Annotated in this window: 16 protein-coding genes; all 16 read right to left on the reverse strand. The window is 46.5% G+C overall.

Annotated elements, in window-relative coordinates; genetic code table 11:
- Positions 1 to 203: 203 nt before the first annotated feature.
- Positions 204 to 3,734 carry a GLUG motif-containing protein gene (locus tag Q4G98_RS05705; protein ID WP_301961888.1) on the reverse strand — a complete coding sequence of 1,177 codons (3,531 nt, stop codon included), beginning with the start codon at positions 3,732 to 3,734 and terminating at the stop codon, positions 204 to 206.
- 383 nt (positions 3,735 to 4,117) lie between these two features.
- The gene (locus Q4G98_RS05710) at positions 4,118 to 4,891 is read right to left on the reverse strand and encodes a sugar phosphate isomerase/epimerase (RefSeq protein ID WP_298565014.1); all 774 of its coding nucleotides are present in this window, start codon (positions 4,889 to 4,891) and stop codon (positions 4,118 to 4,120) included.
- On the reverse strand, positions 4,872 to 5,978 hold the full coding sequence (locus Q4G98_RS05715; RefSeq protein WP_298565017.1) for an ABC transporter ATP-binding protein: 1,107 nt from the start codon (positions 5,976 to 5,978) through the stop codon (positions 4,872 to 4,874). Before Q4G98_RS05715 ends, Q4G98_RS05710 begins: the two co-directional genes overlap by 20 nt.
- Positions 5,979 to 5,981: 3 nt before the next feature.
- Complete coding sequence (locus tag Q4G98_RS05720) at positions 5,982 to 6,809, reverse strand: carbohydrate ABC transporter permease (protein ID WP_298565020.1); 828 nt, start codon at positions 6,807 to 6,809, stop codon at positions 5,982 to 5,984.
- Positions 6,799 to 7,677 (reverse strand): carbohydrate ABC transporter permease, encoded by an 879-nt coding sequence (locus Q4G98_RS05725; RefSeq protein WP_298565023.1) that lies wholly within the window; start codon positions 7,675 to 7,677, stop codon positions 6,799 to 6,801. Before Q4G98_RS05725 ends, Q4G98_RS05720 begins: the two co-directional genes overlap by 11 nt.
- 69 nt (positions 7,678 to 7,746) lie before the next feature.
- Positions 7,747 to 9,051, reverse strand: a complete 1,305-nt coding sequence (locus Q4G98_RS05730) for an ABC transporter substrate-binding protein (protein ID WP_366935075.1) — start codon at positions 9,049 to 9,051, stop codon at positions 7,747 to 7,749.
- A gap of 272 nt (positions 9,052 to 9,323) precedes the next feature.
- Positions 9,324 to 9,521 (reverse strand): hypothetical protein, encoded by a 198-nt coding sequence (locus Q4G98_RS05735; protein WP_177560687.1) that lies wholly within the window; start codon positions 9,519 to 9,521, stop codon positions 9,324 to 9,326.
- 586 nt (positions 9,522 to 10,107) lie between these two features.
- On the reverse strand, positions 10,108 to 13,455 hold the full coding sequence (locus Q4G98_RS05740) for an exodeoxyribonuclease V subunit beta (RefSeq protein ID WP_301961889.1): 3,348 nt from the start codon (positions 13,453 to 13,455) through the stop codon (positions 10,108 to 10,110).
- The gene (locus Q4G98_RS05745) at positions 13,448 to 16,525 is read right to left on the reverse strand and encodes a PD-(D/E)XK nuclease family protein (RefSeq protein ID WP_298565033.1); all 3,078 of its coding nucleotides are present in this window, start codon (positions 16,523 to 16,525) and stop codon (positions 13,448 to 13,450) included. The genes Q4G98_RS05740 and Q4G98_RS05745 overlap by 8 nt, the downstream gene beginning before the upstream one ends.
- 102 nt (positions 16,526 to 16,627) lie before the next feature.
- Positions 16,628 to 17,089: a GNAT family N-acetyltransferase gene (locus tag Q4G98_RS05750; RefSeq protein ID WP_298565036.1), complete on the reverse strand. Its 462-nt coding sequence runs from the start codon at positions 17,087 to 17,089 to the stop codon at positions 16,628 to 16,630.
- A complete protein-coding gene (locus Q4G98_RS05755) occupies positions 17,070 to 19,337 on the reverse strand; it encodes an EAL domain-containing protein (RefSeq protein WP_298565039.1) in 2,268 nt (755 codons plus the stop codon). Before Q4G98_RS05755 ends, Q4G98_RS05750 begins: the two co-directional genes overlap by 20 nt.
- 35 nt (positions 19,338 to 19,372) lie before the next feature.
- Positions 19,373 to 20,782 carry a hypothetical protein gene (locus Q4G98_RS05760; RefSeq protein ID WP_298565042.1) on the reverse strand — a complete coding sequence of 470 codons (1,410 nt, stop codon included), beginning with the start codon at positions 20,780 to 20,782 and terminating at the stop codon, positions 19,373 to 19,375.
- A 32-nt stretch (positions 20,783 to 20,814) separates the two neighbouring features.
- The gene (locus Q4G98_RS05765) at positions 20,815 to 22,101 is read right to left on the reverse strand and encodes a serine dehydratase subunit alpha family protein (RefSeq protein ID WP_298565045.1); all 1,287 of its coding nucleotides are present in this window, start codon (positions 22,099 to 22,101) and stop codon (positions 20,815 to 20,817) included.
- Positions 22,102 to 22,132: 31 nt separating this feature from the next.
- On the reverse strand, positions 22,133 to 22,780 hold the full coding sequence (locus Q4G98_RS05770) for a CatA-like O-acetyltransferase, family 3 (protein WP_298565048.1): 648 nt from the start codon (positions 22,778 to 22,780) through the stop codon (positions 22,133 to 22,135).
- Positions 22,781 to 22,823: 43 nt separating this feature from the next.
- Positions 22,824 to 23,627: an RNA methyltransferase gene (locus Q4G98_RS05775; protein ID WP_298565051.1), complete on the reverse strand. Its 804-nt coding sequence runs from the start codon at positions 23,625 to 23,627 to the stop codon at positions 22,824 to 22,826.
- Between the two features lie 13 nt (positions 23,628 to 23,640).
- Positions 23,641 to 24,765 carry a radical SAM protein gene (locus tag Q4G98_RS05780; RefSeq protein ID WP_298565054.1) on the reverse strand — a complete coding sequence of 375 codons (1,125 nt, stop codon included), beginning with the start codon at positions 24,763 to 24,765 and terminating at the stop codon, positions 23,641 to 23,643.
- Between the last annotated feature and the right edge of the window lie 13 nt (positions 24,766 to 24,778).

The following is a 24,778-nucleotide window of genomic DNA, read 5'->3' on the forward strand; positions in this document are numbered from 1 at the left end:
GCCGCCAAAGTTCCCGGTGGCACCAGTCCCGCGACTCATTCAACCAGCGGCGCAAAAAGTAAAAACATCCTACACAAAAGAAAAGCAGACACTGTTAAAAACATAAATCTTAATAGTGTCTGCTTTTTCTTGACTGATACGATTAAAAAGCAGTGAATTAAATTTTTCATGCCAGCGTCAATTTTATTTATCTTTTATTAGCATTATTCTTCTGTTTCTTCCAGCTTGATCCCGTCACCGTCTACAACTACTGAAACATATTCCAGCAGATTGTTTCTGCGTTTATCAAGATTGCGGTATTCCTCCTGCTGTGTTTTTTCCGTTTTCAAATGCGTCAGTGAACCGGTATATTTAGCGTCAGCCATCGGTGCAACAGGCTCCACAGGCAGTACAGGATCAACAGCTTTTTCTTTGATGATCAGCTTGCCGGTCACGTTAAGTGCATAACCGTCCTGCGTCGAATACAGCAAGTCGCTCAAATCATATTCCCCGATCTCTGTTTTACTATCGGCCAGCAGCTTAGCCACGTCGATAATGATACCCTGTTCAGCCAGTTTGTCGGCGATCGCCTGCGCCAGTCCTGTATAGTCGCTGCCAGTATATTCTGCTTCGATATTGCCGATATTGATGTCCAGCGGCTTCAGCAGACCCTTCAACAGCATCGTCGTTTTGTCGCCGTAGGTCAGCCACAAAGCTTTATCGCTTTCCTGCATCCCTGCCAGAAAGGCTTCGTTAAAGGCTTCGACAGTGACGTATTCCGTGTCGTCGTCATATTTTTTGTAACCGGCATCAGTTTTATAGTACGCATTAGTAATAGTGCTGTTACCTGCGCCGCTGATTTCGCCAAAATTTGCAGAACAGCCTGTTATACTGCCCAAATTATAAACATTAGTAACAACGCTGTTAATATTGTAACCAGTTATACCGCCAGCAAAAGTTGTAGTTCCATCACCTGTTATGTCACCCTCATTATAAGAATTACTGATTTCGCTGCTATTATAACCTACGATCCCGCCTAAAGATTGTATCCCTGTTATCATCCCGGAATTCCAACAGCCTGTAACCCTTGCGCCCTTACTTTGTCCGGCAATTCCTCCGACCTGTTTAGCACCATTATTACCAATAGCGCCTTTATTATAAGCATCAACGATATCACTGACAGTAAACCCTGCTATCCCACCAAGATAATAAACCCCGCCGCTGACATTACCAGTATTATGGACATTGCTCAATGTATCTTTAGCATATCCTATGATTCCTCCCAGATATTGGCTGGAGCCAGTACCGATTATTTCACCTTCGTTATAGGATTCGCTGATAGTATCGGCACTATAACCTGCTATACCTCCCAAATAATGTGATCCTGTGATTTTACCGGTATTCCAGCTGTTTTCTATCTTTCCGCTTTGAGCGCGGCCTGTTATACCGCCAACGTATTGTGTTCCTTTAATGTTCCCAGTATTATAAACATTTACAATATCACCGGCAGTATATCCGACGATGCCACCAACATAATAATCACTGCCTGTTACGTTGCCAGTATTATAAACATTACTGATATCACTTGTTTCATAGTTATAACCAACGATGCCGCCGACAGCTTTTCCAACACCTTCAACGCTGCCAGTATTGTAGCTTTCACCATTTATAGTACCTTTATTGTAACCACTGATACCGCCAACCTGAGAAAATCCACTTCCATCCGCTTTTATGCCGGTAACATTGCCGGTATTATAAGAGGCAGTGATCAAAGAACCGGGATCATTTCTGCCGGTGATACCACCGACAAGATTATTGCCTGTTACCGCACCGGTATTATAGCTGTTAATAATTGACCCTTTAAGGTTTCCAGTCCCATTCGACCCTGCAATACCACCGGCATAAATAGTGCCGCAGTTTATTACTGCGTTATTATAGCTGTCTTTGATAGTGCCTGTATTATATCCGGTCACACCGCCTACAGACATTCTGTTCGCTGTAATTGTACCGGCAGCAATATTCCGCGTAGCCTCAAGCCTGCCCTCGTTACTGCCGGCAACGCCGCCAACTGTACTGTCTCCACTTACAGCACCGCTGTTCTCCGCATTTTTTACAACACCGCCAGCATTGTTTTCACCCACGATACCACCGACGCAGCTGACACCCATAATATTAGTGCCATATATATGCCCTTTAATAATTCCGCTGTTCTTGACGTTTTCGATCAGGCCATCGTTATCTCCACTGATCCCGCCAACCTCACTGCCGCCACCGTCCTTTAATTCCACTAGTCCTGTATTTTCTGCCCCTGTGATCGAACTGCCAGCACTGTTGCTGCCCGTTATGCCACCAATATTTCCCATAGTTTCAGAAGTAATATTGCCGTTATTTTTGACATCGATCAAAATACCGGCGTTTCCCCAAACAGTATCGCCATTACTTCCAGTAATACCGCCGCTTCTGCCGTCTATTGTCAGTCTACCGTTATTGACAGCATTACGAATCACGCCGCCGTTAGTCCCAACGATACCACCCACGCCGCCACTGCTACAGACCAGCTCGGCAGAATTGATAATATTATAAATCGTGCCCCAGTTCAATCCGGCAATACTGCCGAAATTCGACGTTCCTTCAATATGTCCGCCGGCAATATTTACATTGCCCACGCTGCCGCCCTTGCCAATACCTTCAAACAAGCCTATATAACCATCATCCCAATTTTCAATTTGTTTAATGTACAAATTTTTGATGCTATAACCCATACCATCAAAATTGCCGCTAAAACTGCCTGTTACATCATCGGAAACACGTTCCAGACGTCCTATAGGATCAAAACCCCGGCCGCTGTTCCAGTTTTTAGTAACCTCCGCATCAATATCCCCAGCCAACATGTAGTTGCCCACCACATAGTTACTGCCATTGACATTACCGATATTTTTATCAATAGCCTGCAGTTCATACACATCGTGTACCAGCATAGCGTCGTTGATGCTTGTAGCGCCGCCGGTCAGGTCGGTAACAGAAGCACTGCTCAGAACGTCGCTGGCTTTCGTGCCGCCGCCTTTGCCGTAATCGCTGACCTGATGTATATTACCCAGTCCATCGCCTACGTCGATCGTTGTTTTATCAGTCACCTCATAGCCGATATTGATATTTTCGTTGGCCCGCAGCGTGATTTGACTTTTGTCAGCTACATCAAGAGTGTCGGCACCAATGATCGAAAGATTGTTGCCCTCCAATACCAGCTTCCCCGCTTTCAGTTTGCCCAAATTGATAATGTCTGCCTGGACTTCAGCCGCCTTTGCTGCCGTCAACGGTGCCAGGCTGCCGTTAAAGCCCGTCAGCGCACCTGCTTCCAGCCTGCGTGTCGATGCCGTCAGCTGCCCGACATTGACCTGTGCCGTTTTGCCGAACAGAACACCACTGGGATTTACTAAAAACATATTCACACCGGCGCCGTTGATCTTGCCATAAATCTCACTTCTGCTGCCGCCGCTGACATAATTCAAAACAGCGTTCATCTTTTGAAAATTCACAGTTTCGTTCTGGGCGATATCAAAACTGTTCCAGTTGATGGCCACATTGCCGCTGCCGGTTATATTCATGCTGCTGCCATTAGTCACAATGCTGCCGTTTTGAGTCACTACATTGCCGCCGCTGGGCAAAGCATAACCCCAATTAGGCAGCAGCAGCATTCCGCCGCTCAGCAGTGACGCCAATATTTTTTTAGACAAAAGTCCTGTTCCTCTTTGCATCTTCCCTTACCTCCCCTAAAGTTCATTCAAAAAGTTGGTACCTCAAAACCCACCCAGTACTCCCTTTAAATTTTCTGCGTATTTTTAAAGCTTTTAATCAAAAGTATTTTAAATAAGTTATACCCATTGTCATTATAGCACTGTTGTACCCCCCCACAAGACATACGAACAGATATTTTCGACGCAGTTTGGTTTCGTTATTGCCCATACGTTTTGATAGCCGCCAAAGTTCCCGGTGGTACCAGTCCCGCGACTCATTCAACCACCTGTAAACAGAACGCCAACTTCCAAAATTCTCTCAGTAAAAAAAACTAAACAGACCTATGACTGTAAAAGTCATAGGTCTGTTTAATTTGTGGGCAGTTTTAAAAATAATTTATATTTTAAAATCTCAGCGCACCGTAGCGGCTTTCCAGCTTTTGCAGATGTTCCGTCAGTATGCCCGGTTCGATATAGGCATATTCCAAAATCTGCAAGGCATGGGGAGCGTAATCCCTGATAGCGGCGAAATAAGGTTCCCATTTGATCGTCCCCAGCCCTACAGGCTGATGACTGTCACCGCTGCCATCGTTATCGTGCACATGTACAGCCAGCAGCTTTTTCTGCAGGCGCCTGACGGCTTCAGGAATATCCCATTCGTTGACATGGGCATGCCCCGTATCCAAAAGTGCCAGCGCCTGAGGATACCGGTCGAACAATTCCAGATATTCCTCAAAATCAAACAGTAACGAACCGCAGGGACGCAGGCCTACGTTTTCAATGACTGCCTGCACGCCATAGCTTTGCGCAAGGCTGATCACTTCGCCTAAACGCTGATAAACCAGTTCTCTTACTGCTCTGGCCTCTCCATGATAACCTTCGTTGGTATGCACTACCACAAATTCAGCTTTGATTTTCTGGGCATAGGCAAAGGTTTCAGCATAGGCCTTTAAATAATATTCATCACTGCTGTCAGCCAGATTTACGGCTACGCAGGGGCCATGGATCGAAAAAGTGCGTTTTTCTTTATTGTTCTGCGCCAGCGGCAGCAGCACCTTATCCCAATAATGGTCGGTACCGAATTCATAAAAGAATTCTATGTTATAGGACAGCGGCAAGCCGCTGAGATATTTTTTATTGAAGCCGGCAAAAGCCAGATCACTGACAGCCCATTGCATCAGCAACAACCTCCCCTTGTTCAACATAGCCGATATTTTTGCCACTGGCGGCGTCAAACAGGCTCACATCATCCCAGCTAAAGTTAATGCCGCAGGAGCTGTGTACATCGGCATTACGGTCGCTGACGGTGACGCAGATGTTTTCGCCGCTTTCCAGCTGCAATTCAACAGTACGCTGATGGCCTGTGTTTTCGACATAGGTAATACTGCCCTGCACGGCAGCGCCGCTGCTCAAACGGCAGTGTTCGGGGCGAATGCCCAGCAGCAGCTCACGCCTCTCGCCGATCACCTGACGCCAAAGTTCCGGTACCGGCAGCACGGCTTTGCCGATACAGATACAGTCACGGTCAAAACGGGCTTTGACGATATTCATCGACGGTGCGCCGATAAAGCCGGCGACAAACGTATTGGCGGGATGACGGTAGATCGTATCAGGAGCGGCGATCTGCTGCAGTTCTCCGCCCTTCAGTACTACGATGCGGTCAGCCACTGTCATTGCTTCCACCTGGTCGTGTGTAACGTAGATCATTGTCGGTTTATAGATCTCGTGGATACGCACCAGCTCTGTTCTGGCCTGCTGGCGCAGCTGGGCGTCCAGGTTGGACAGCGGTTCGTCCAGCAGAAAGTAAGGTGACTGTTTGACCAAGGCACGGCACAAAGCCACTCTCTGCTTTTGCCCGCCGGAAAGCTGCTTGGGCTTATAGTTTTCGTAGCCCTGCAAATTAAGTATGCTCAGCGCTTCATAGGCCCTTTTTTTGATTTCCTCTTCCGGGAGCTTTTGGATATGCAGGCCAAAGGTTATGTTGTCCCAGACGGAAAGATGCGGAAACAGGGCATAGCTTTGAAAAACCATAGCGATATTGCGCTCGCCGGGAGCAATGTCGTTGACTACCTGTCCCTCCATTTTCAGCTGGCCGCTGGTAATATCCTCCAAACCTGCGATCATGCGCAGCGTGGTAGTTTTACCGCAGCCGGACGGCCCCAGCAAGATCAGGCGTTCGCCTTCTTTGATTTCCAGGTTGAGCGACTTGACGATCCTGGCATCGCCGTAGGATTTGCAGACATTTTCAAATACGATACTGTTCATAGATTATCCTTTGACCCCCGATTGCATAAAGGTATTGAGTATAAATTTCTGACAGATGAGATATAAGCCCAGCGGCGGTAAGCTGGTCAGCGTGGCGACTGCCATGGCGATGCCCCATTCGCTGCCGCCTTCAGCACTGATAAACATTTGCAGAGCCAGCGGCAGGGTGTAGGTTTCTTTGTCCTGCAGCACCAAGAGCGGCCAGAAATATTCGTTCCATGAGTTGATAAAAAACAGGATACCGACCGCGATAACAGACGGCTTGATCAGCGGCAGCACCACTTTGCGCAGTACCTGCAGCGGTCCTGCATTATCTAAAACAGCCGCTTCCAGCAAGGGTTTGGGTATGCCGCGCATGGTCTGGCGCATCAAAAATACACCCATACCGTCAACAAACTGCGGCAGCATAACGCCCCAGGGCGTATTCAGCAGCTCCAGTTTGCTCATCAGCAGATAATTCGGCATGATCAGCACAGTGATCGGAATAAAAAAGGTCAGCAGCATACTGTTAAAAACGGTTTCTTTATATTTAAAATCATAGTAAATAAAAGCAAAGGCGGCCAAAACACTGGTCAGCACTTTAAATACCGTGACAAAGGCGGCAATAAAAAAGGTGTTATAGATATAAGTAAACAGCGGAAAATTGCCCAGAACGGTCAGATAGTTATTCAGCGTCGGTGGCAGCGGCAAAGGGTTCAGCGTCGCCTGAAAGATCTGGTCCATATCCTTGAGCGAAGTAGAAACCATAAAAACTATCGGCCACAGCTGGATAAATACCGCTGCCAAAAGCGGCAGGTGCCACCACAGATCTTGATGTGTTTTAGTTTTCATAATAAACTTTTTTCTCCAGGTATTTATTTTTCAGGTACAGGAACGCCATATAACAGAATATAGTGATAATGGCAAACGCTGCCGACTTACCGGTTTGGAAGAAAATAAAACCGTACTGGTATACGATATAGACCAGATTGGAGCTGCCCTGATCCGGCCCGCCCTGCGTCAGCATATTGACAGGAACCAGCACATACTGCAAGCCGAAAACTACAGTAATAGTAAAAACATAGATCGCCGTCGAAGATGTCATTGGCACAATGATGCGGCGGAAGATCGTCCAGTTAGAAGCATTTTCCAGTTTGGCGGCTTCGATCATTTCTTTAGGTACGGCAACCATTGCCGCCAGCATCACGATCAGGTTATAGCCAAACACCTTCCAGCCAATGATCGTACAGATGGAAAAAATAACGAGCAGGTTTTCCTTGAACCAACGCGGCGATTCCAGACCAAACCACGAAAGCACGATACTGATAGGCCCGGCCAGCGGATTATAGAGCCACAGAAACAGGATACTTGCTACTGCCAGCGATAAGGTGGCCGGCAGAAACAGTATGGAACGGTAAAACATTTTACCGCGCTGCAGCAGATGACCCATGATAAACGAATAAATATATGGCAGTACAAAATTAAATAGCAGCATGATCAGCACAAAAACGATCGTATTGCCGATGATCTTGTACAATTCTTTACTTCCTAAAATAGCACCGTAGTTGGCCAGCCCTACATATTTCATCGTCGGACTGATCATATTCCAGCTGAAAAAGCTGAGATATAAGTTCTGCAGCAGCGGCCAGTAAAAGAAAACTATAAACAGCAGCGCCGCCGGCAGCAGAAACCAAAACGCAGGCCACTTGGCTTTGTTCATAACAACTCTCCTTTGGTAAAAATCAGGATACCGCAGCAAGCAGCACCCTGATTGGTTCAAACATTAGTATTACAATAAGTTATTGATCTTTTCTGACGTTTCGTGCAGAGCCTGCGCAGCAGTTTCTTTACCGCTCAGAATAATATCGCGGGCGTCGATCAAAAGCTGCTCGGCCTGCAGACCGTTAGCGCCGGGGAAACTGGCCCATTTCACCAGATTAGGCATCGTGGACAAAGCGACCTGGATATTTTTGTTTTCTTCGATCATCTTTTTGAAACCGTTGGGGTCTTCGGCCACACCTTTACGCGGCGGCAGATAACCGGTGCCGGTACTCCATTTAGCCAGAGCTTCAGGAGATTCGATATATTTGATAAATTCCCAGGCGGCTTTCTGTTTATCAGCATCTTTAGAGAACAGCATCAGGAAGTTGCCGCCGGCAGGAACTTTCAATTCTTTGCCTTCAAACTGCGGGAAAGGAGCAGCCATGACTTTAAACTTGGCGCTTTTTTCAAAATTGGCACGTTTGCCAATCGTAGTACAAACCATGCCCAGCTTGCCGGACAGATAAGCCTGGAAGCCTTCTTCATTAGTAGCATGCAGGCCGCTGCCGTCTTTCACCATATCGGCCAGCAGTTGATAGGCTTCTGCGGCTTCGGGTGTATCAAAGCCGGCTTTGACCTTGCCGCCTTCATTTTTCAGCATCGAGCCGCCATTGGATTCGATAATAGCCTGTTGGGTCCAGTTATCAGCATATTCCTGCATAAAAAAGCCCATAGTGCCGGTCTTGTCTTTGATCTGTTTCGCCGCGCTCACTACCTCTTTCCAGGTTTTAGGCGGGTTATTGGGATCAAGCCCTGCCGCGGTAAAGATTTCAGGATTATAGAACAGCACCGGTACGCTGATAGAATACGGGATACCGATTTGTTTGCCGTCGTCAGTCTGAGCTAAAGCCAAAACATTAGGCAGATAATTGTCTTTCAGGAAATTTTTATCTTCAGGCGCCTGCTTTTCGATCGTTGACTGCAGATCAGTATATTTAAGATTTTCAGCGGCATAGTTCAAATACGACCAGCCCATCTGCACAACGTCGGGATTTTTGCCGGAAGCGATAGCAGCCTGCAGATTTTGGGTCAGCCCTTTATACATATCAGGATTATATTTTTCTACGACCTGGATATTAGGATGTTTGGCATTAAAGTCAGCTACCAGTTCTTTGACTGTCGCACCGCCAAAGCTTTCGGAAGCCACATGCCAATATTCGATCTGCACCTTTTTCTCAACACTGCCTTTGGATTGGTTATCGCTGCTGCCGCAGCCTGTAAAGACCATCGCGCTGGCAGCTGCCAAAAGCAGCGCCGCAATTTTCTTTTTCATCATCATTCCTACCCTCCACATTTTTTAGTTCCGAGCTCTGTTATGTATAATAGCTGATTTTGATTAAATCTAAACGCTGTTTTTGTTAAAGCTTTGTAAAGTTTGTTATAAAAATTTGCGCAATAAAAAAAGACAGTGAAACTTTCTTCAAGTTCCGCCGTCCTTCAGTTATTTAAAATTCAATATATTAATCCCCCGACTGTCAGGCAGCCGGGGAAATTATATTTCAACTAAAACATTTCCATGTTACTAGCAAAATCATCACTGGAAATTTACTTAGCGCCAGGTCTGTTTTTAAAGCAGGAGTACCTGCAATAATAGTAGCGCTTTCTTTTGATCAAAGCCGTATAAACATGATGCGCTTTATTACAGACAAATTCTTTGCCGCAGACCGGACAGGTCATCACCAGCGAACCAACAATACTTTTGGCTTTTGTTTCGATTGTGTTTATCATTTCTTTTTCTTTCATAACAGATCACCCCAAACTCAGAATATTTTTTTGGTCTGAGCTTTAGTTTAATGGAATTTTCACTGTACCACTCCCTTATCTGGCATTTGAGCTTTATATTCATCGGGGCATCCGTTATGTAGCGCCAAGGTTTTGGCGTTGTTATGTTACCTTGTAATGACACCCGTCAGTTGCACCTTTAAAAAACAAAATATCTCTGTCAGATAGTTTCTATCATTCTTTTATTGCAATATTTTATAATTTGTAAATTTTAATTCACATTATTGAAAAAAGTTTGTATTTTTAAATTATTATTTCCCTTCATAGATATTTTTAAGTATAATAACATATTTGTTTTTAGTATGCAAGATATCTTTATTTACATAATTAATCCAGCATTTAATTTATTGTGATATTTTGCCATTCTTCTCAAGTATCAGGAATGTTTGTGGTTTATTTATACATGCGAATAGTAATATTAAAAATACTGTATGTATCGTCATTCTTAGGTTTCTTTAACCTGTGAAAATATTAAATTTTAACCCTTATGGGTAAATAAAAAACGCCTGTATTCACAGACGTTTTTTATTTATTAATTTTTAGCTGTTTATTCGTGCTTCGGGCAAAAGTAAGCAAACTGACAGTTTTGACAATATTTGTTTTTCACAGCAAATTCACATTCTGTACGTTTGGCAAAAATTTCCTTACATAAATCGGCAGCTTCCGCCAACACATCGCTGTGGACTGACAATTGCCAGCAGGAATTGTTTTGCAGAAAATGCAGCTCCGCCATTTTGACAGGCTGCTGCCATAATTCGGCGGCAGCTTTTTTATAGAGAGCCAGCTGATAAATATACCCCTGCTGCGGTTCATCCTCACCCGGCGGCAAGCCGGTCTTATAATCGATAATGGTCAGAGTTCCGTCACCGTTAAAGACAGTGCAGTCAATATAACCAGTAAAGGCAGCGTCAACCCCAAACTCACGCAGCAGCGGCAGGTTAAAGCTGATTTCCGCTTTACGTTCCTTCTGCTGCAGCTTTTGATAGAGCGGCCCGTTAAGATAGCGCCAATAGATCTCATGCGCTCTATCTGCACTTCCCTGCACCTTATAAGCCTGCAGCGCCGCTGTAAAGGCCTGCTGCGGTTCATATCCATGTACCAGCAGCTCCAGGGCCTTATGAATTACCTCGCCCTGCAGGGAGGCTGGCAAATAGCCCTCAGCTCCGGCTTCCTTCTGCATTTCATAGCCTGGCATCTGCAAAATATACTGGTAATAATAACAACGTGGACAGTAGAGATAAGTTTGCAGCGCCGTTGCCGATAAGCTGCGCTGCCAGGCCAGCCCATACTCTGGTAACGGCTGGATACGCTGCAGCAGTTCGCCTGAGACCAAAATTGTAGCAGCTGTTGCTGCTGCGCTAACGGCAGGCTTTACCTCAGCCGCTTTATATTCCTTCAGCAGGAACTGATCATAGTCCTGCAAAATATTACGCAGACTGCTGAACCATGTCTCGCTTTTACTTCTGCTGCCGCTGTCATATGCCCCTGAAAGGATCAGCCTGTCCTGAGCTCTTGTCATAGCTACATATAACTGCCGCTGTTTTTCAGAAGTATCCAGCTGCTTTTCGATTTCCTTGATTTCCGTCATAACGCTGGTATCCTGTAATTCGCCGCCTAGATCGACTTTTATCCCCAGCCCAACTGCGGCATTGAACCGCAGCATATCCGTATCGCCCTTGCCCCTGGCATCCAGTGCCGGTACAAAGACTACAGGAAATTCCAGCCCTTTGGATTTATGGATCGTCATGATCGTTACCGAAGTTCCGCCAGCCGTATCAGCCGCAGACGCCTCTCTTGCCGAGGCCAGCCGCAGCTGCTGCAAACGCAGCAGATAATCTGCCAGCGTCCCGTGTTTTTCTGTGGTATAAGCCTCGGCCAGAGCGATCATTTTTTTGACATTGGCCAGTTTTTCCATACCAAAGTCCTGCGCTGCCAAAAGCGGCTCCAGATGCAAACTTTTCAGAATGGTATGCAGCAATTCCGGCAGAGCCATCACAAGGGCGCACTGCCGCAGCTCACGCAATACTCCGGCAGCCTGCTGCAAACCTTCTCTCTGGCTGCCACTCACTAAACGCCAGTTATCCTGCTGCAGCAATTGCCACAGGTTTGCTGCTTCCTGTCCCTTGCCGTTCAGCTCTAAAAAAAGCGCAGTCAGTGTTTCGTCGTCCACTGCAAAATAAGGTGAACGCAGCACACCTGCCAGTTCCAGACTGCGGCTGCTGTCTTCTAAAAATACCAGCAGATTGATCAGGTCAATGATCTCCTGCCGTTCATAGAAACCTTTGCCGTCAACGATATTATAAGGTATCCCTGCCTGCTGCAAAGCTGCCGCAAAGCCTTTTGCCGTAGTCAAGGCACTGAGCAGTATCACCATGTCTTCATAAGCGACAGCTTCGCTATTATGCAGTTCCAGTATCCGCTGCGCTATAACGGCGGCTTCAGCTTCCCTGCGGCTGTCCTTACTGTCTTTATCATAGGCGACAGCCAGCATTTCCGGCATCAGATCTGTTGCCCGGTTGGCGTTCAGGGCTTCAAAATAAACGTCCTGCTCACGGTCTTCACCCAACAGTGCTGCAAACGCCAGATTGCACAGATCCAGCACTTTATCGACCGTACGAAAGTTATCATCTAAAACGATATTACTGCCGCCTGTGGCTTTTATATCGCGTCTCACGCGGGCAAATACGCTGACATCAGCACCGCGGAAACGGTAAATCGATTGTTTGGCATCACCCACTACAAACAGCTTCCTGCCGCGTAATTCATCTTTATTGCCGCCGCACAGCAAATACACCAGCTGCCGCTGCCGTTCGTTCGTATCCTGAAATTCGTCGACCATGATATATTGATAGCGCCTGCTGTTTTTGGCACAGACCTGATCGTTGTTGGAAAGCAGCGCCAATGCTCTGCTTTCCAGGTCGTCAAACCCCAGCATATTATTAAGGTCCTGCTGCTGCCTTAGATAAGCACAGCAGTCTGTCAGGGTCTGCTGCCAGCAGGGCAACAGCTCTAAAGCAGCCTTGTCAGACGCCAGTAAACGCAGTTTCTGCAAAACATCTTTCGCCGCTTTGACTACAGCTTTGTCGCTGCTGGTCGCTGCCAATCTGCCCACATACCGCTCCAGCAGCGTCATATTTTCTTTACTGCTGCTGTCCGCCGCTGCCTCTAAAAGCTGAGGCAGGTTCTCACGCAGCTGCTCCAGCTTTTGACGGTGGGCTGCCGCTTTGACCTTTGTCCTGTCTTCTGCAAGCTCTATCAGCAGATAATGCAGCTGCTCCTGCAAAACTCCTTGTGCAGCCAAGCTTTCCTGATAAGGATGCGACAGATCACCAAAACCCAAAATCTCATCCAGCCTGGGGACAGCCATCAATAACTGCTTCACCAGATCAGCCGCTGTATATTCGTCAGCCAGACGCAAAATATTACTGTCGCCAACGCGCAGGCACTGCTTGACAAACTGCTGTACCGTACGCAGTAAAAACTCATCCATTTCTACTTCTTCCGCCACTTGAAAAGCCGGATCAAGCCCTGCCTCTACGGGATTTTCTTTCAGCAGGCTGTTGCAGAAGCCATGAATAGTATTGATCCGTGCCTGTTCCAGCATTTCCAGCTGCTGCCGCCAGAAGGAAGCATATAAAACGTCCTCCTGCTCCAATTCTGCCAGCCGCCTGCGTACGCGTTCTTTCATTTCCCCTGCTGCTTTACGGGTAAAGGTGATCGCCAGAATATCAGCGGCAGTGACCGTTTTACCGTTCTGCCCACGATTCTGCCTCAAAATATTGACAAAACGCTCAACCAGAACACGAGTCTTCCCGCTGCCGGCACCGGCTGAAACAGATACGTTCCGATCAAGAGTATCTATTGCTTCCTGCTGCGCTTTAGTAAAATCAAACATTGTCTTCACCGCCTTCTGCTGCCAGATTGCCATAGGCGCGGCAAATATCTTTCCCCGGACAGAACTCCGGGCATTTCTTGCGCGGTGCCGGAGGGAAAATACCCTTATGCAAGGCATCGGCATAACCTCTGATAGTAATGCGGCAAAAATCACTGAAGTCAGACCACTGGTCAGCGCCTTCACTGAACGGTTTATTATTTATGGTAAAAGGCGTCTTGCCCAGGGACTGCAAGGCAAAACCGCCTTTGCGCCGGGCTTCCTTCAAGGAATAATAACCGCCGCCAAGTACGACATTTTGCGGCTCTAATGCTGCCAGGGCCAGCAGATAAACCGGCATCTGCAGATCTAAGCCGGCTGTTAAGTCGCTGCCTGACGGTGTTGCGCCGCGTTTGTAATCTGTAACAAATAAACCTCTGCCATCACTGTCAATACGGTCAATGCGGCCATTCAGATAGATCTTGCCGCCCTCTACCGGCAACGCTAACGGTGTACTGCCATTTTTGCCAAAATCCCACTCTATCTTTACCGGCACAAAAGGTTCCCATTCTCTTTGGTAAGCCAGCTCACGTTCCAGCCAGCGGCGCAGCAGTAAATTCAGCCGCCGGCGTTGCGATGGCCAAAAATCTGTAACGGCGATCTTATTATTTTCAATATATTCTTCACAAACTGACGTCATAATGTCATCAAGCTGACTTACAAGCTGCTTTTGCGGATATTTCGTCAGCTTTTCCTGCAAATGCAAGGCCATAAAGCGTGCTAAAACGTCATGCAGCAGATTGCCTTCTACTGTCGGCTCCACTGTTTCAGTAAGTTCTTCATACTGTTGTTGTTTCCAGACATAGCTCAGCAAAAATCTGTAGGGGCACTGGGCATACGTTTCTAAATAAGAGGCGCTGAAAAAACCGCCTACAGCCTCATTAACAGCCCGCTGCAGCCGCTCGTCTTCAATGATCCCCTTATAAATACTGCCACCCTGCCTGCGTATTTTTTCGATACTGCTGCGCAGAGGCCAATCAGCCCCCAGCCGCTCCAACAGCCAGTTATGCTCCGGATCAGCCTGCGCCAATCCCTGCAGCAGTTCCTGCTCTGATAAGGACTGCTGCAGACCGCAGCGCCCGGCTCTGCATTTTACAATACTGCCGGGGGCATATAAACGTTCTACATCTTCCACATAAGCAGACGCACCGGCCGCATCGTCACTGTACCAGCTCAGGGTCAACGTTTCTGTCGCCATCGCCGCTACCGCTGCAAAAAAGAACTTATCTTCCGCATAAGCGCAGGCTGTATTCTCCAGTTCGACGCCGACGCTGCTTAAAACCACCCGCTCACTGTCATTGTAGATCCAGCTTTCATTCTTACTGCGCGGGAACTCACCTTCACGCAGCCCCATAATATATACATACTTAAACAGCAGCCCCTGTAAATTTGCCGCTTCGCCGAATAAAATCCCCTCACTGTCAGCAGCCGTCAGAACTACCTGCCGTTCGGCACAGGCAGTCAGCAACAGTCTGCTGTAATCGGCGGCGTTCAAGGCAATATTTTCCAACCCGCCATTTTGATAATCTTCCTGCAGAGTATCAAGCACTTCCACAAGCTGTCTTACTGTTTCAGTCAGATTTTTGACCTCACGCAGCTGTGCTCTGCCCTTTCTGTACTCTGCGCCGACCTTATCCGGCAGTGCCAAAGCTTCCAAAACGCCCTTTAAAACTTCGCCATAAGCAGCCACCGTTGCCCGCCGCGGCACTTTATCCAGATATGCCTCCAGCTCGCTCAGCTCAGCCGACCACTGCGCCTCCCCTATTTCGTCAATTTTGTCCGCAACAGCCTTGCGCAGCTGCTGCAGGCTGCTGTATAAATGGTCTTGCTTTAATCTGTTAAGCTGTTCGCCATCAAAATCATAGACCATTTTGACAACGCCGCATTTCAGCAGCCGCCAATAGGCAGCAACAGCTTCGCTGCCGCCTGCGGCCACGGCAAGCAGCAGTCGCAGAAATTCACAGACAGGCTGCGCACTTAAAGAAGCCGCCGCAGGCAAAGTCACTGGAAGGCCATATTCGTCACAAACAGCTCTGATGCCGCTGTAAGTATTAAAATCACGTACAGCAACCAGAAAATCGCCATAAGCAGCTCCTGTCTGCAGCTTTTCCTTGATCGAACGCAGCACAGCCCGCACTTCACTCTCACTGTCACCCGCTTCAATAAATTCTATACCGTTAGCAGCAGCCAGAGGCAAACCACCGCTGCGTCCCAAATTGTCAACTAAATGCTGCAAGGCAGGCTTGCGCTCTACAACCTCCTGGCTCAGCTCTGCCTGCCAGGCAAAACCGCTCAAATAACCATAACTGCGTTCTACAGCAGCAAATATTTCCGGACGCTTCGGCTCATACATCAAGCCGATACTGATCTGGCAATGCGCAGACAATGCCTTGATGATCAGCCGCTGCAAGGCGTCAAAATGATAAAATTCACTGAAATACAAATGCTGCCACGGCAAGCTGGCCTGCGGCTTCTCTAAAACTGCCGCCGCCAAACGGTACAGTCCTTCCACATCGTACCAGTTCTTCTGTTTCAGCTTATTACGGTAAAGATTATATAAAGCCGCTACTTCACGGTCCTTCATTACATAGGCCGGATTACGTTCTTCCCATTCCAGCAGCGCCGTAGTAATTTCTTCCTGTGTCGAACCGCTGCGGGAAAGCTGCCCCAAAAGCCCGGTAATAGCTTTGATAAAGCCTTCTTTATCAGCCAGTTTGCTAAAATAGTCCAGTCCCTGCAGCTTGCTGAGCTGATGCAGTAAATCGCCTACTAATAGTTCCTGCGTCCGACGGGAGATCAGCTCCAGTTTAGCCTCTGCCGGTAGATCCAGCAGCCGTCTGTTCAAGGTTACGATACGGTTGGTCAAATATTCAAAACTTACTGCCTGTCCCCTGCTTACTTTGCGGGTATGTTCAACAAGCAGTCTGCTGGGCAGCACCAGCAACGCTTCATCATAACTGTAGTTTTTTTCTGCTGCAGCCGCAAAAAAATTTCTGGCTGTTGACCCTAACGGTACTTTGTATAAATCAATCATTCTTCTTCTCCGCTCGTTAAAAATATATATTTATTGTACCACAAAACGATGGTTCACAGCATGGAGCACAGACAAAAAGCAACGGCCGTTAAGCCGTTGCTTTTAAATGCCCAATTTATTTTCACTTACCGCACTGCCGGTCAAAGGCAGCGTAAATTTATAATTAAATTTATGCATACCCTGCCGTTCATAAAAAGAATGTGCTTTTTCCCTCAGCCTGTTACTGCTCAATTCCAGCTGCTGGCAGCCGTTCTCACAGGCCAGCTTTTTGGCATGAGCAAAAAATTGCTGTCCCAATTGCTTGCCGCGGTATGCCTGTGCCACGTCAAATTCTAAGCTCTCTGCGATCTTAGCAGCGTGGTGCAGCTGCTCCTCCACACGCAAATGTAAAAAAGCCGCTGCCCTGCCGTCGATTTCACCAATCAGTAAAAAATGTTCCGGCAGTTTCAATAAACTGCTGAAGATCCTGATAAATTCTGACTGCAGCAAAACCTGCTCTTCTAATTCACACATCAGGACATACACGGTCTCCGCATCCTGCAATTCAGCTTTTCGTATCAGCATCAGCGTCACTCCCGTTCCAGGTTTCTTTTTGCAGCAGGTCCGCAAAAGCTTCTGCCGGCTGCGGCTTACCAAAATAATAGCCCTGGATATAATCGCAGCCAACATCTCTCAAAAATTCAAACTGTGCTTTAGTTTCCACACCCTCGGCAGTCACTTCTATCTGCAGCGAATGGGCCAGATAAATAATGTTGGAAATGATTTTTTCACTGCGCTCATCGCCAATATCGTCTACAAAGCTTTTATCCAGCTTCAGTACGTCGATATCCACGTTTTTAAGCATCATCATCGATGAATACCCGGTACCAAAATCATCCATCAAGACCTTGATCCCCACTTTGTGCAGCGCTTCGATCACACCGTTCATGATACTGGTATTCTCAAAGAAAACACTTTCCGTCAGTTCCAGCTTGACATAAGCAGCAGGCAGGCTACTTTCCTCCAAAATGCCGATATATTCGTCAACTATATGCGGATCATACAGGCACATCCTCGACATATTGACCGAGATCGGCACAGGAGCCAGACCCTCACCCAGCCACAATGTTTGTTGCCTGCATACCAATTCGAACATGTAGCGATCAAGCTTATTGATAAAACCATTACGTTCAAAAAGCGGCACAAACTGATAAGGCGGCACAATAACATCATCGCTGCGACGCCAGCGCACCAAAGCTTCTGCTCCTATGAGCCTCTGCTCTTTTGTGCTGTATTTCGGCTGATAATAAGCAATAAATTCACCTTCAGCCAGGGCTCTTTCCATCTGGCTTTCAATTTCTTTTTCATGCAACAGCTTATCACGGACAGCACCGTCATAAAAAGCCCACGCCGTATCGCCTTTATTTTTTATTGTCTGCCGGGCAATATATGCTCTGTCCGCCATACTGACGATATCGTCTGTTTCGCCGTCGACCTCGTAAATACCCATCGAAAGCGACAGCTTATAGACCTGACCGCTCTTAGTCATATAGTGATTTAAATACAGGCATAAATCGTTGATACGCCAAAGCAGTTCATCTCTCGTATCAAACCGCAGCAAAAAGATAAAGGTATCGGCAACACCATGCGCCAATATTTCGCCTTCATTCAGGCTTGCTCTTATTTCCTGCCAGATATAACGCAAAAGGTCATTGCCTTCCTCATAACCAAACATATCATTAAAATATTTAAATCCGTCGATGTCCATACTAACAATTGCCGTTTTCTTATCAGCAGCACGCAACAGCGGTTCGGCCTCTTTAAAAAATTTGGCAAAAGAATAACCGCCGGTAATCTCATCCACATAAGCGATATTCATCAGTTCCCTTTGGTTGCGGGTATGGATACGCATGATATGCCAGAGCAACAGTAAAAAAATAACTATCAGCAAGATGCCCAGCAAATACGTTTTATGCAAAACCATATTTGTCTTATCTTCAATAACTCTGGCAGGCGTAACTGTAAGCAACATCCAGTTATTAACGCCGATCGGGGAACAGTACATATATTTCTGGCTGCCGTTATAAAATTCTATATACCCGTCTTTTTTGCTGTTGATCAGCTGCCAGAGCTTTTCAGCGCTGTCTTTGTTATTCTTCGGGTCTGCCGTCAATAAAGCCGCATAAACATTTTTTAAATTTTTAAAGCTTTCCGGATGCCTGGAATCAACTACTACATCACCATTTTCCTGCACCACATACGAATAACCGGCGCCGCTGAAAAATGATACCTCAATAGTTTTTCTAAAGGTATCCATACTGTAAGTGGCAAACAAAACACCGATCGGCTTATCACTGCCATCAGAAAGAATCGGCACCGCATAAACAGCGATCCTACCGCCATCAGTATAATCGTCCAGATTACGCGAAACAGTCATCTGACCATGCAGGGCCCTGCTAAAATACCCACGTTCTGAAATATTCAGCTCAATGTCATCAGTCGTATAAGCACGTCCATCTGTCAACGCCACTCCGATTCGTTTAAAATTATTGCGTGCGGCAGCTTCTTTCAAATAGACAGCGGCCGCCTGTGGATCGTTGGCAAAAATCCGGCTGACATCATGTGAAAGCTCTACCAAAAGATTTTGTTTGTTTTTGATTTCATTATTCAGCATCAAAGCCCCCTGATTAGAAAGCTCTTTCAGGGAGTTGATATTTTCTTCTTTATAACTTTCTTCAATACTTCTGCTATAGGAAAAAACAGCAGTCAGCAAAATAATAATGGCAATCAGTCCCAGCAAAAGCGTGCCATAAAGTTTTTTATATTTGCCCATCGCCGTCTTCCTCCCAATTTTCTGAAGCATTTCTGTCAGATTATTTTAATAGTTTTTCCGCTATCTGGCTCTTCCAGATAAATTTCACCAATATGTAGTTTACCGTCCACTATATCAAAAGCATTAGTTTTAATTATACCCATTTTCGTTTCAATAACGACATTTTTAAATTCCAGACGTTTATTTTGATTGGAAAACTCACCGCTGATGCTTTCGAAAGGAATAATATAATACGACCCCTTCCCTGATTTAAAGCTGCCATAAGTCAAAGCGGTTTTCGGATCACCTTGTGAACGGATCTTAAAGTCCAGTTCGACCTTGCATTTTATTTTGCCATTACGGGCGGCAATGCTGCCCAGAAGTTCGTGGCCCAGCGCATCAATATTATAATATCTTGTATCCAGATGATAATCACCAAAGGCTTCGACTGTGCCGCCAAAAACATTACCTGTTACATTAGTAAATTTCAGCAGAGCATTTTCATAATGCAGATCACCTCTGACTTTGGAAAAATGGAGTCCCGGAATATTCAGTTCTTTAAACTCCAGATGTCCGTCGATAACCGGGCTCGGCAGCTCGCCGGTGACGCCGGCAGTAACCGAAACCGTATCTTTGATGTCTGCTATCCCCAGCGAAGCAGGCAGCACATTATAAAGCTCCAAATGCAGATCATAATGCGGAATCTGCTGCGCTAAATCAATATCTCCTTTGATTGCCAACCCGTCGCCGACCATGGTGCCGCCGAATTTACCGGTAACAAAGTCGATAGCAAGTTTTTTCTTTGTATCAATATCCAGTTTGGCATTGACGTCGTTCAGAACAAAATAACGGTTACGGTACCCGGCAGTTAAAGTACACTTATTCAGAATAACCTGCAGCTTCAGCCGCTTATTTTCCAAATCAAGATTTAACTCATGTCTTGCTCTCTCCCGCCTCTGCCGGCTTTCCTGCACTTTTGGACTGTCTTGAGCCGGTATTTCAGCTTCAGCGGCAGTTTCACTCCCCAACAAAACAGCTTCTTTTTGTTCTGCACGGTCAATAACTCTTTTCGCCTGCTCCTGCTCAAAAATATCCAGCTGCATCTTTCGATTGAATCTTACAGCAAACAAAGCATTGTCCAATTCCAGTTCCCGGATAGTCGCTGTACTGATGCTTCTGGTAATGATGTCCCACGGTTGTACCTTAAAACGCCCCTGCGGCACATGCACTATAGGCTGACCATCCGTATCCAGCCAGACAAGATTTTTAAAGGCAACCCGACCCCAAATATCGGCCTCGATACTGCTAATCGTCACTGAGCCTTTAAGCACTTTTTGAGTAGACATAGCTTTATTGAAAATAAGCAGAGCCTGATCACTGGCTATTTTGCACAGCGCAAAATAAGTTACTGTTACAAGCGCCCACAAGCCCAAAGCAATATAGATATATTTCTTTTTTATCCGCATATTATCACTTTCCTTTGAGCGGGCTGCTGCACTTATTTGTTTCCTGTTTTCGTCATGATCCGCAAAATTTCCTGATCAGTCGCCGCCATACCTTCTTTGGCCAGCTGTCCTACATTTTTAATAGTATTCTCGACGCCTTTGCTGACGATACCGTCACCGCCATAGAACTGCTGACCTTCTTTATACATGTGGTAGCCTAAAATCCCGGCGTCGATAGCTGTAGCTATTTTAGCGGCGCACGAGGCTTTTGCGCCGTCGCAGATGATACCTGAAGTTATTGCCAGCGAATTGACGATCGTATGCGATACTTCATCGACACCGCCGCCATACAGGTAAGCAATCCCTGCACCGCTGGCACAGCCGGCACTAACGGCACCGCAGTAGGCAGACAGTCTGCCGATACCGGATTTCAAATGGATCGTGATCAGATTGGAAACCAGTAAAGCACGGTAACGCCGCTCGTCGGAAACACCTAACTCTTTAGCATATTCTATTACCGGTATGGAAGCCGTGATCCCCTGATTACCGCTGCCGGAATTAATAACTACCGGCATCTCACAGCCGTTCATCCTGGCATCAGAACCGGCGGCAGCTTTAGCCTTAGCCCTGATTTTCACATCGCTGTCGCCATAAGTCTTTAAAAGCACTTTGCCGATATTAGCGCCATAATCGCCGCGCAGTCCTTCCTCAGAAATATTGACATTGCAGGAGATCTGCTGATCAAGCAGCTCTTTGACATCTTCGATTTTTACAGTATCGGCAAATTCCAGCATCTCCTGTACATTCATGAATTCGCGGTCTGTAAAACCCAGACTATCCTCTACCGCAACATCCTTTTGCAACACATACTTATCATCCTCTTTGATCTCCACAACATTAGTATGGAATTCACAGATGCGGACATAGGCAGAATGACCGCCGCCATAAACGGTGATCATAATATCAAAGATTTTTTTGCTGTCAGAAAAATCAACGCTTATCGGCACCGCTTTTAAAAAGCTGTGGATAGCGTCAACAGCTGCCGCGCTCACTTCCGAAATAACTTTCAGTTCCCTGTCCGCATCCCCGGCTACGATACCAGCAGCTGCCGCCACTTCAATGCCGCGCAGACCGCCTGTATTGGGCACGATAACACTTTTGACATTCTTGATGATATTACCGCTGACCTCGATCTTTACCCGCTCCGGCAGGCAGCCCAAGTGCTTTCTGGCAATAGCGCCGGCATAAGCAATAGCGATCGGCTCAGTACAGCCCATCGCCGGAATCAATTCCTCTTTCAGCACACTGATATAATCCTGATATTTTTGCCTTGTTATCATCTGCTTACCTCTCCGCACTTATAAATTCTTCTTAACCGTTAATCAATAATTTTATTTCCTGTTCCAGCAGCCAAAAAGCCTTGGAAACTACATAGCCATCGGCGATCGCATGATTCATCCTTACAGTTACAGGCATCAGCAATCTGCCGTTTTCATTTTTATATTTGCCCCAGTTAATGATCGGCGGAAAATGCAGATGCCCATCAGGCAATTCTACATGCAGCGCCTCATAGGACAACCAGGAAATATAGGACGCGTCAAAATAATTCAACTTACTGCCATCCAGCCCATATATACGGGTCTGTTTGCCTTTTTCAATATCAGCACAGCAGTTGTTATAAAATTCCTGATAATTTTCACTGAACTCAGTGTAAACTATTGTAAAAGTTTCAGTATCCTCGTGAAAAACATAATGGGCAGGGTTGATCTTGTCAAACACTACCAGCTTGTCTTCCTGATATAAATACCGCATTTTATAATCATCTCTGCTGTTCAGCGCCTTGGTCAGGGCATACAGAAAATTGATATAAAACTTAGTCCCGGTTTGTTGCGAATACACTGCCAAATCGGTCACATCGATTTTGGACGTAATCATAACAGAACATTTACAGTCCATCGTAAAATGTCTGTAAATATCCTTCCGGTAATACTTTTCCATATCCAAAACTTTATAATTCATGATCGTCACCTCTCACACGAAAGCAACCATTTTTAACTGTTTATTATTGATGTCTCAGCTGCCAAAACGTCACAGCGCTTGCCGCAGCAACGTTAAGCGAGTCCACATCATGCGCCATAGGTATCTGCACCACATAATCACATGCATCGATCGTAGCCTGAGCTAAGCCGTAGCCTTCAGTACCAAAAATCAAAGCCAGCCTGGCTTCAGCCATCAGCTTGGGGTCATCAATACTGACGGCCTGCTCACACAAAGCCAGCGCCGCTGTTTTAAACCCAAGTTCTTGCAATGGTGCAATACCATTTTCGATATAAGTCCAGGGTATCTGAAATACCGTTCCCATACTGACACGTACGGCTTTGCGGCATAAAGGATCACAGCAGGACCGCATCACCAGCACGGCATCAACACCTAACGCCGCTGCCGAACGGAATATTCCTCCCACATTGGCCGCATCTGTGATATTGTCCAATACTGCCACCCTGCTGGCCTGGGCGCAGATCTGCTGCACCGGCGGCAGCTGGGGGCGGCGCATAGCACACAAAATACCACGAGTCAGCCTGTAGCCAGTCAAGCCGGCCAGCACCTCCCTGTCACCGGTATAGACTGTAACATCATCATAGCGGTCAAGAATATTTTTGCCCTGACCGGTGAGCTGCTTACGTTCCATCAACAAGGAAACAGGCTCACAGCCAGCCGCCAGTGCCAACTCTATGACCTTGCCGCTTTCAGCGATAAAGATACCCTTTTCCGGTTCCAGCTTATGGCGCAGTTGCTTCTCTGTCAGTTGTGCAAATACTTCCAGTTCAGGAACAGAAATATCAGTTATTTCTATGATATTTGCCATGGTGCCACTCCTTCTAAAAAAGCATCTCTCCCGGTTTATAGCCGTCTGGCAGCTCTTCTTCAACTAAAAAATGAAAATCATCGTCACGCAGCACCGGTAAAAATACAGCATAAGGTATTTCTAAAAATTCAGCTGTATAACTGCTGGCGCCAAACCATTTCCCCTCTTGCGCACCTAAATGCAGATCTCTGGCAAACTTGGTATCATTAGAGCAGTCGTGTACGACTAAATCCCATTTTTCTTTGTCAGCGACCGCCATAAATCGCAGGGTCAGTTCACGGCTCCAGATCGGTGAGATATAGCCATGACGGGCAATATACATTTTTTCGCCCCAATAATTATCGATATTATTGCCATTCAAATGCAGCTCCGCACAATTGATAAAATCCAGACCCGTATCCAAGATAGCCTGCTTTTTTACAAAGAATTTTTCAAAAAACTCAGGCGTCATAGGTGTTTCAATACCGACTTTTTTGATATATTTTTTAGCCAGGCCGATATTTTCAATCACCTTATCGGCGCAGCCGGAGGCTCCCAAATTAAACCTGAGTTCATCCAGACCGGCCTCCCCCAACGCTTTCAGCGTTGTTTCCGTAGCCAAAGTACCATTGGTATAAAGATGCTGATAAATACCTGCTTTGTTAAATTTTTGAATAATATTATAATATTTCTCGATTTCCATAAAAGGTTCTAAATAAACATAGGCAACGCCTGTGGGCTTTTTATGGATCGACAGCAGCAGATCAAGATCCTTCTCATAAAACTTTGTCCCGCCAATGACCCAAATACCCTCGCCTACAGGCTCAATAGCATCAAGTTCACCGTAATTATAGCAAAACTTGCACTGCAAATTACATTTATTTGTTTTTCTGATAGCAGTCAGCCCGCTGCCCAGCAAACAGGACCGGCAGCCAGCGGGGAATTTATCTTCCGGTCCCACAAAAAGCGTTCTCTGCTTCAGTGTTTTCAAACCGGGTATTTGCGCCATCAGCTCTTCATTTCTTTTTATGACTGCGGCCTCGATCTGCGCAAAGGCAGCATAAACAAGCTCCTGCTGTTTAACCAGCAGCTGCTCGCCCTCAGGCAGCTGCGCAAAAAATTCAAACCAGGCCAAAGCATCCTTCTTGGAAATCTTCATATTGTTACTGCTC

Source organism: uncultured Phascolarctobacterium sp., from assembly GCF_958349595.1.
Lineage (GTDB): Bacteria > Bacillota > Negativicutes > Acidaminococcales > Acidaminococcaceae > Phascolarctobacterium.

What these genes read in the sequence shown, in the direction of transcription:
- Q4G98_RS05780 (WP_298565054.1), bottom strand. Translation starts at nt 24,765, where the DNA reads ATGAAGATTTCCAAGAAGGATGCTTTGGCCTGGTTTGAATTTTTTGCG.
- Q4G98_RS05710 (WP_298565014.1), bottom strand. Translation starts at nt 4,891, where the DNA reads ATGCAATGGGCTGTCAGTGATCTGGCTTTTGCCGGCTTCAATAAAAAA.
- Q4G98_RS05770 (WP_298565048.1), bottom strand. Translation starts at nt 22,780, where the DNA reads ATGAATTATAAAGTTTTGGATATGGAAAAGTATTACCGGAAGGATATT.
- Q4G98_RS05725 (WP_298565023.1), bottom strand. Translation starts at nt 7,677, where the DNA reads ATGAACAAAGCCAAGTGGCCTGCGTTTTGGTTTCTGCTGCCGGCGGCG.
- Q4G98_RS05735 (WP_177560687.1), bottom strand. Translation starts at nt 9,521, where the DNA reads ATGAAAGAAAAAGAAATGATAAACACAATCGAAACAAAAGCCAAAAGT.
- Q4G98_RS05740 (WP_301961889.1), bottom strand. Translation starts at nt 13,455, where the DNA reads ATGTTTGATTTTACTAAAGCGCAGCAGGAAGCAATAGATACTCTTGAT.
- Q4G98_RS05760 (WP_298565042.1), bottom strand. Translation starts at nt 20,782, where the DNA reads ATGCGGATAAAAAAGAAATATATCTATATTGCTTTGGGCTTGTGGGCG.
- Q4G98_RS05750 (WP_298565036.1), bottom strand. Translation starts at nt 17,089, where the DNA reads ATGCTGATACGAAAAGCTGAATTGCAGGATGCGGAGACCGTGTATGTC.
- Q4G98_RS05705 (WP_301961888.1), bottom strand. Translation starts at nt 3,734, where the DNA reads ATGCAAAGAGGAACAGGACTTTTGTCTAAAAAAATATTGGCGTCACTG.
- Q4G98_RS05765 (WP_298565045.1), bottom strand. Translation starts at nt 22,101, where the DNA reads ATGATAACAAGGCAAAAATATCAGGATTATATCAGTGTGCTGAAAGAG.
- Q4G98_RS05730 (WP_366935075.1), bottom strand. Translation starts at nt 9,051, where the DNA reads ATGAAAAAGAAAATTGCGGCGCTGCTTTTGGCAGCTGCCAGCGCGATG.
- Q4G98_RS05755 (WP_298565039.1), bottom strand. Translation starts at nt 19,337, where the DNA reads ATGGGCAAATATAAAAAACTTTATGGCACGCTTTTGCTGGGACTGATT.
- Q4G98_RS05745 (WP_298565033.1), bottom strand. Translation starts at nt 16,525, where the DNA reads ATGATTGATTTATACAAAGTACCGTTAGGGTCAACAGCCAGAAATTTT.
- Q4G98_RS05720 (WP_298565020.1), bottom strand. Translation starts at nt 6,809, where the DNA reads ATGAAAACTAAAACACATCAAGATCTGTGGTGGCACCTGCCGCTTTTG.
- Q4G98_RS05775 (WP_298565051.1), bottom strand. Translation starts at nt 23,627, where the DNA reads ATGGCAAATATCATAGAAATAACTGATATTTCTGTTCCTGAACTGGAA.
- Q4G98_RS05715 (WP_298565017.1), bottom strand. Translation starts at nt 5,978, where the DNA reads ATGAACAGTATCGTATTTGAAAATGTCTGCAAATCCTACGGCGATGCC.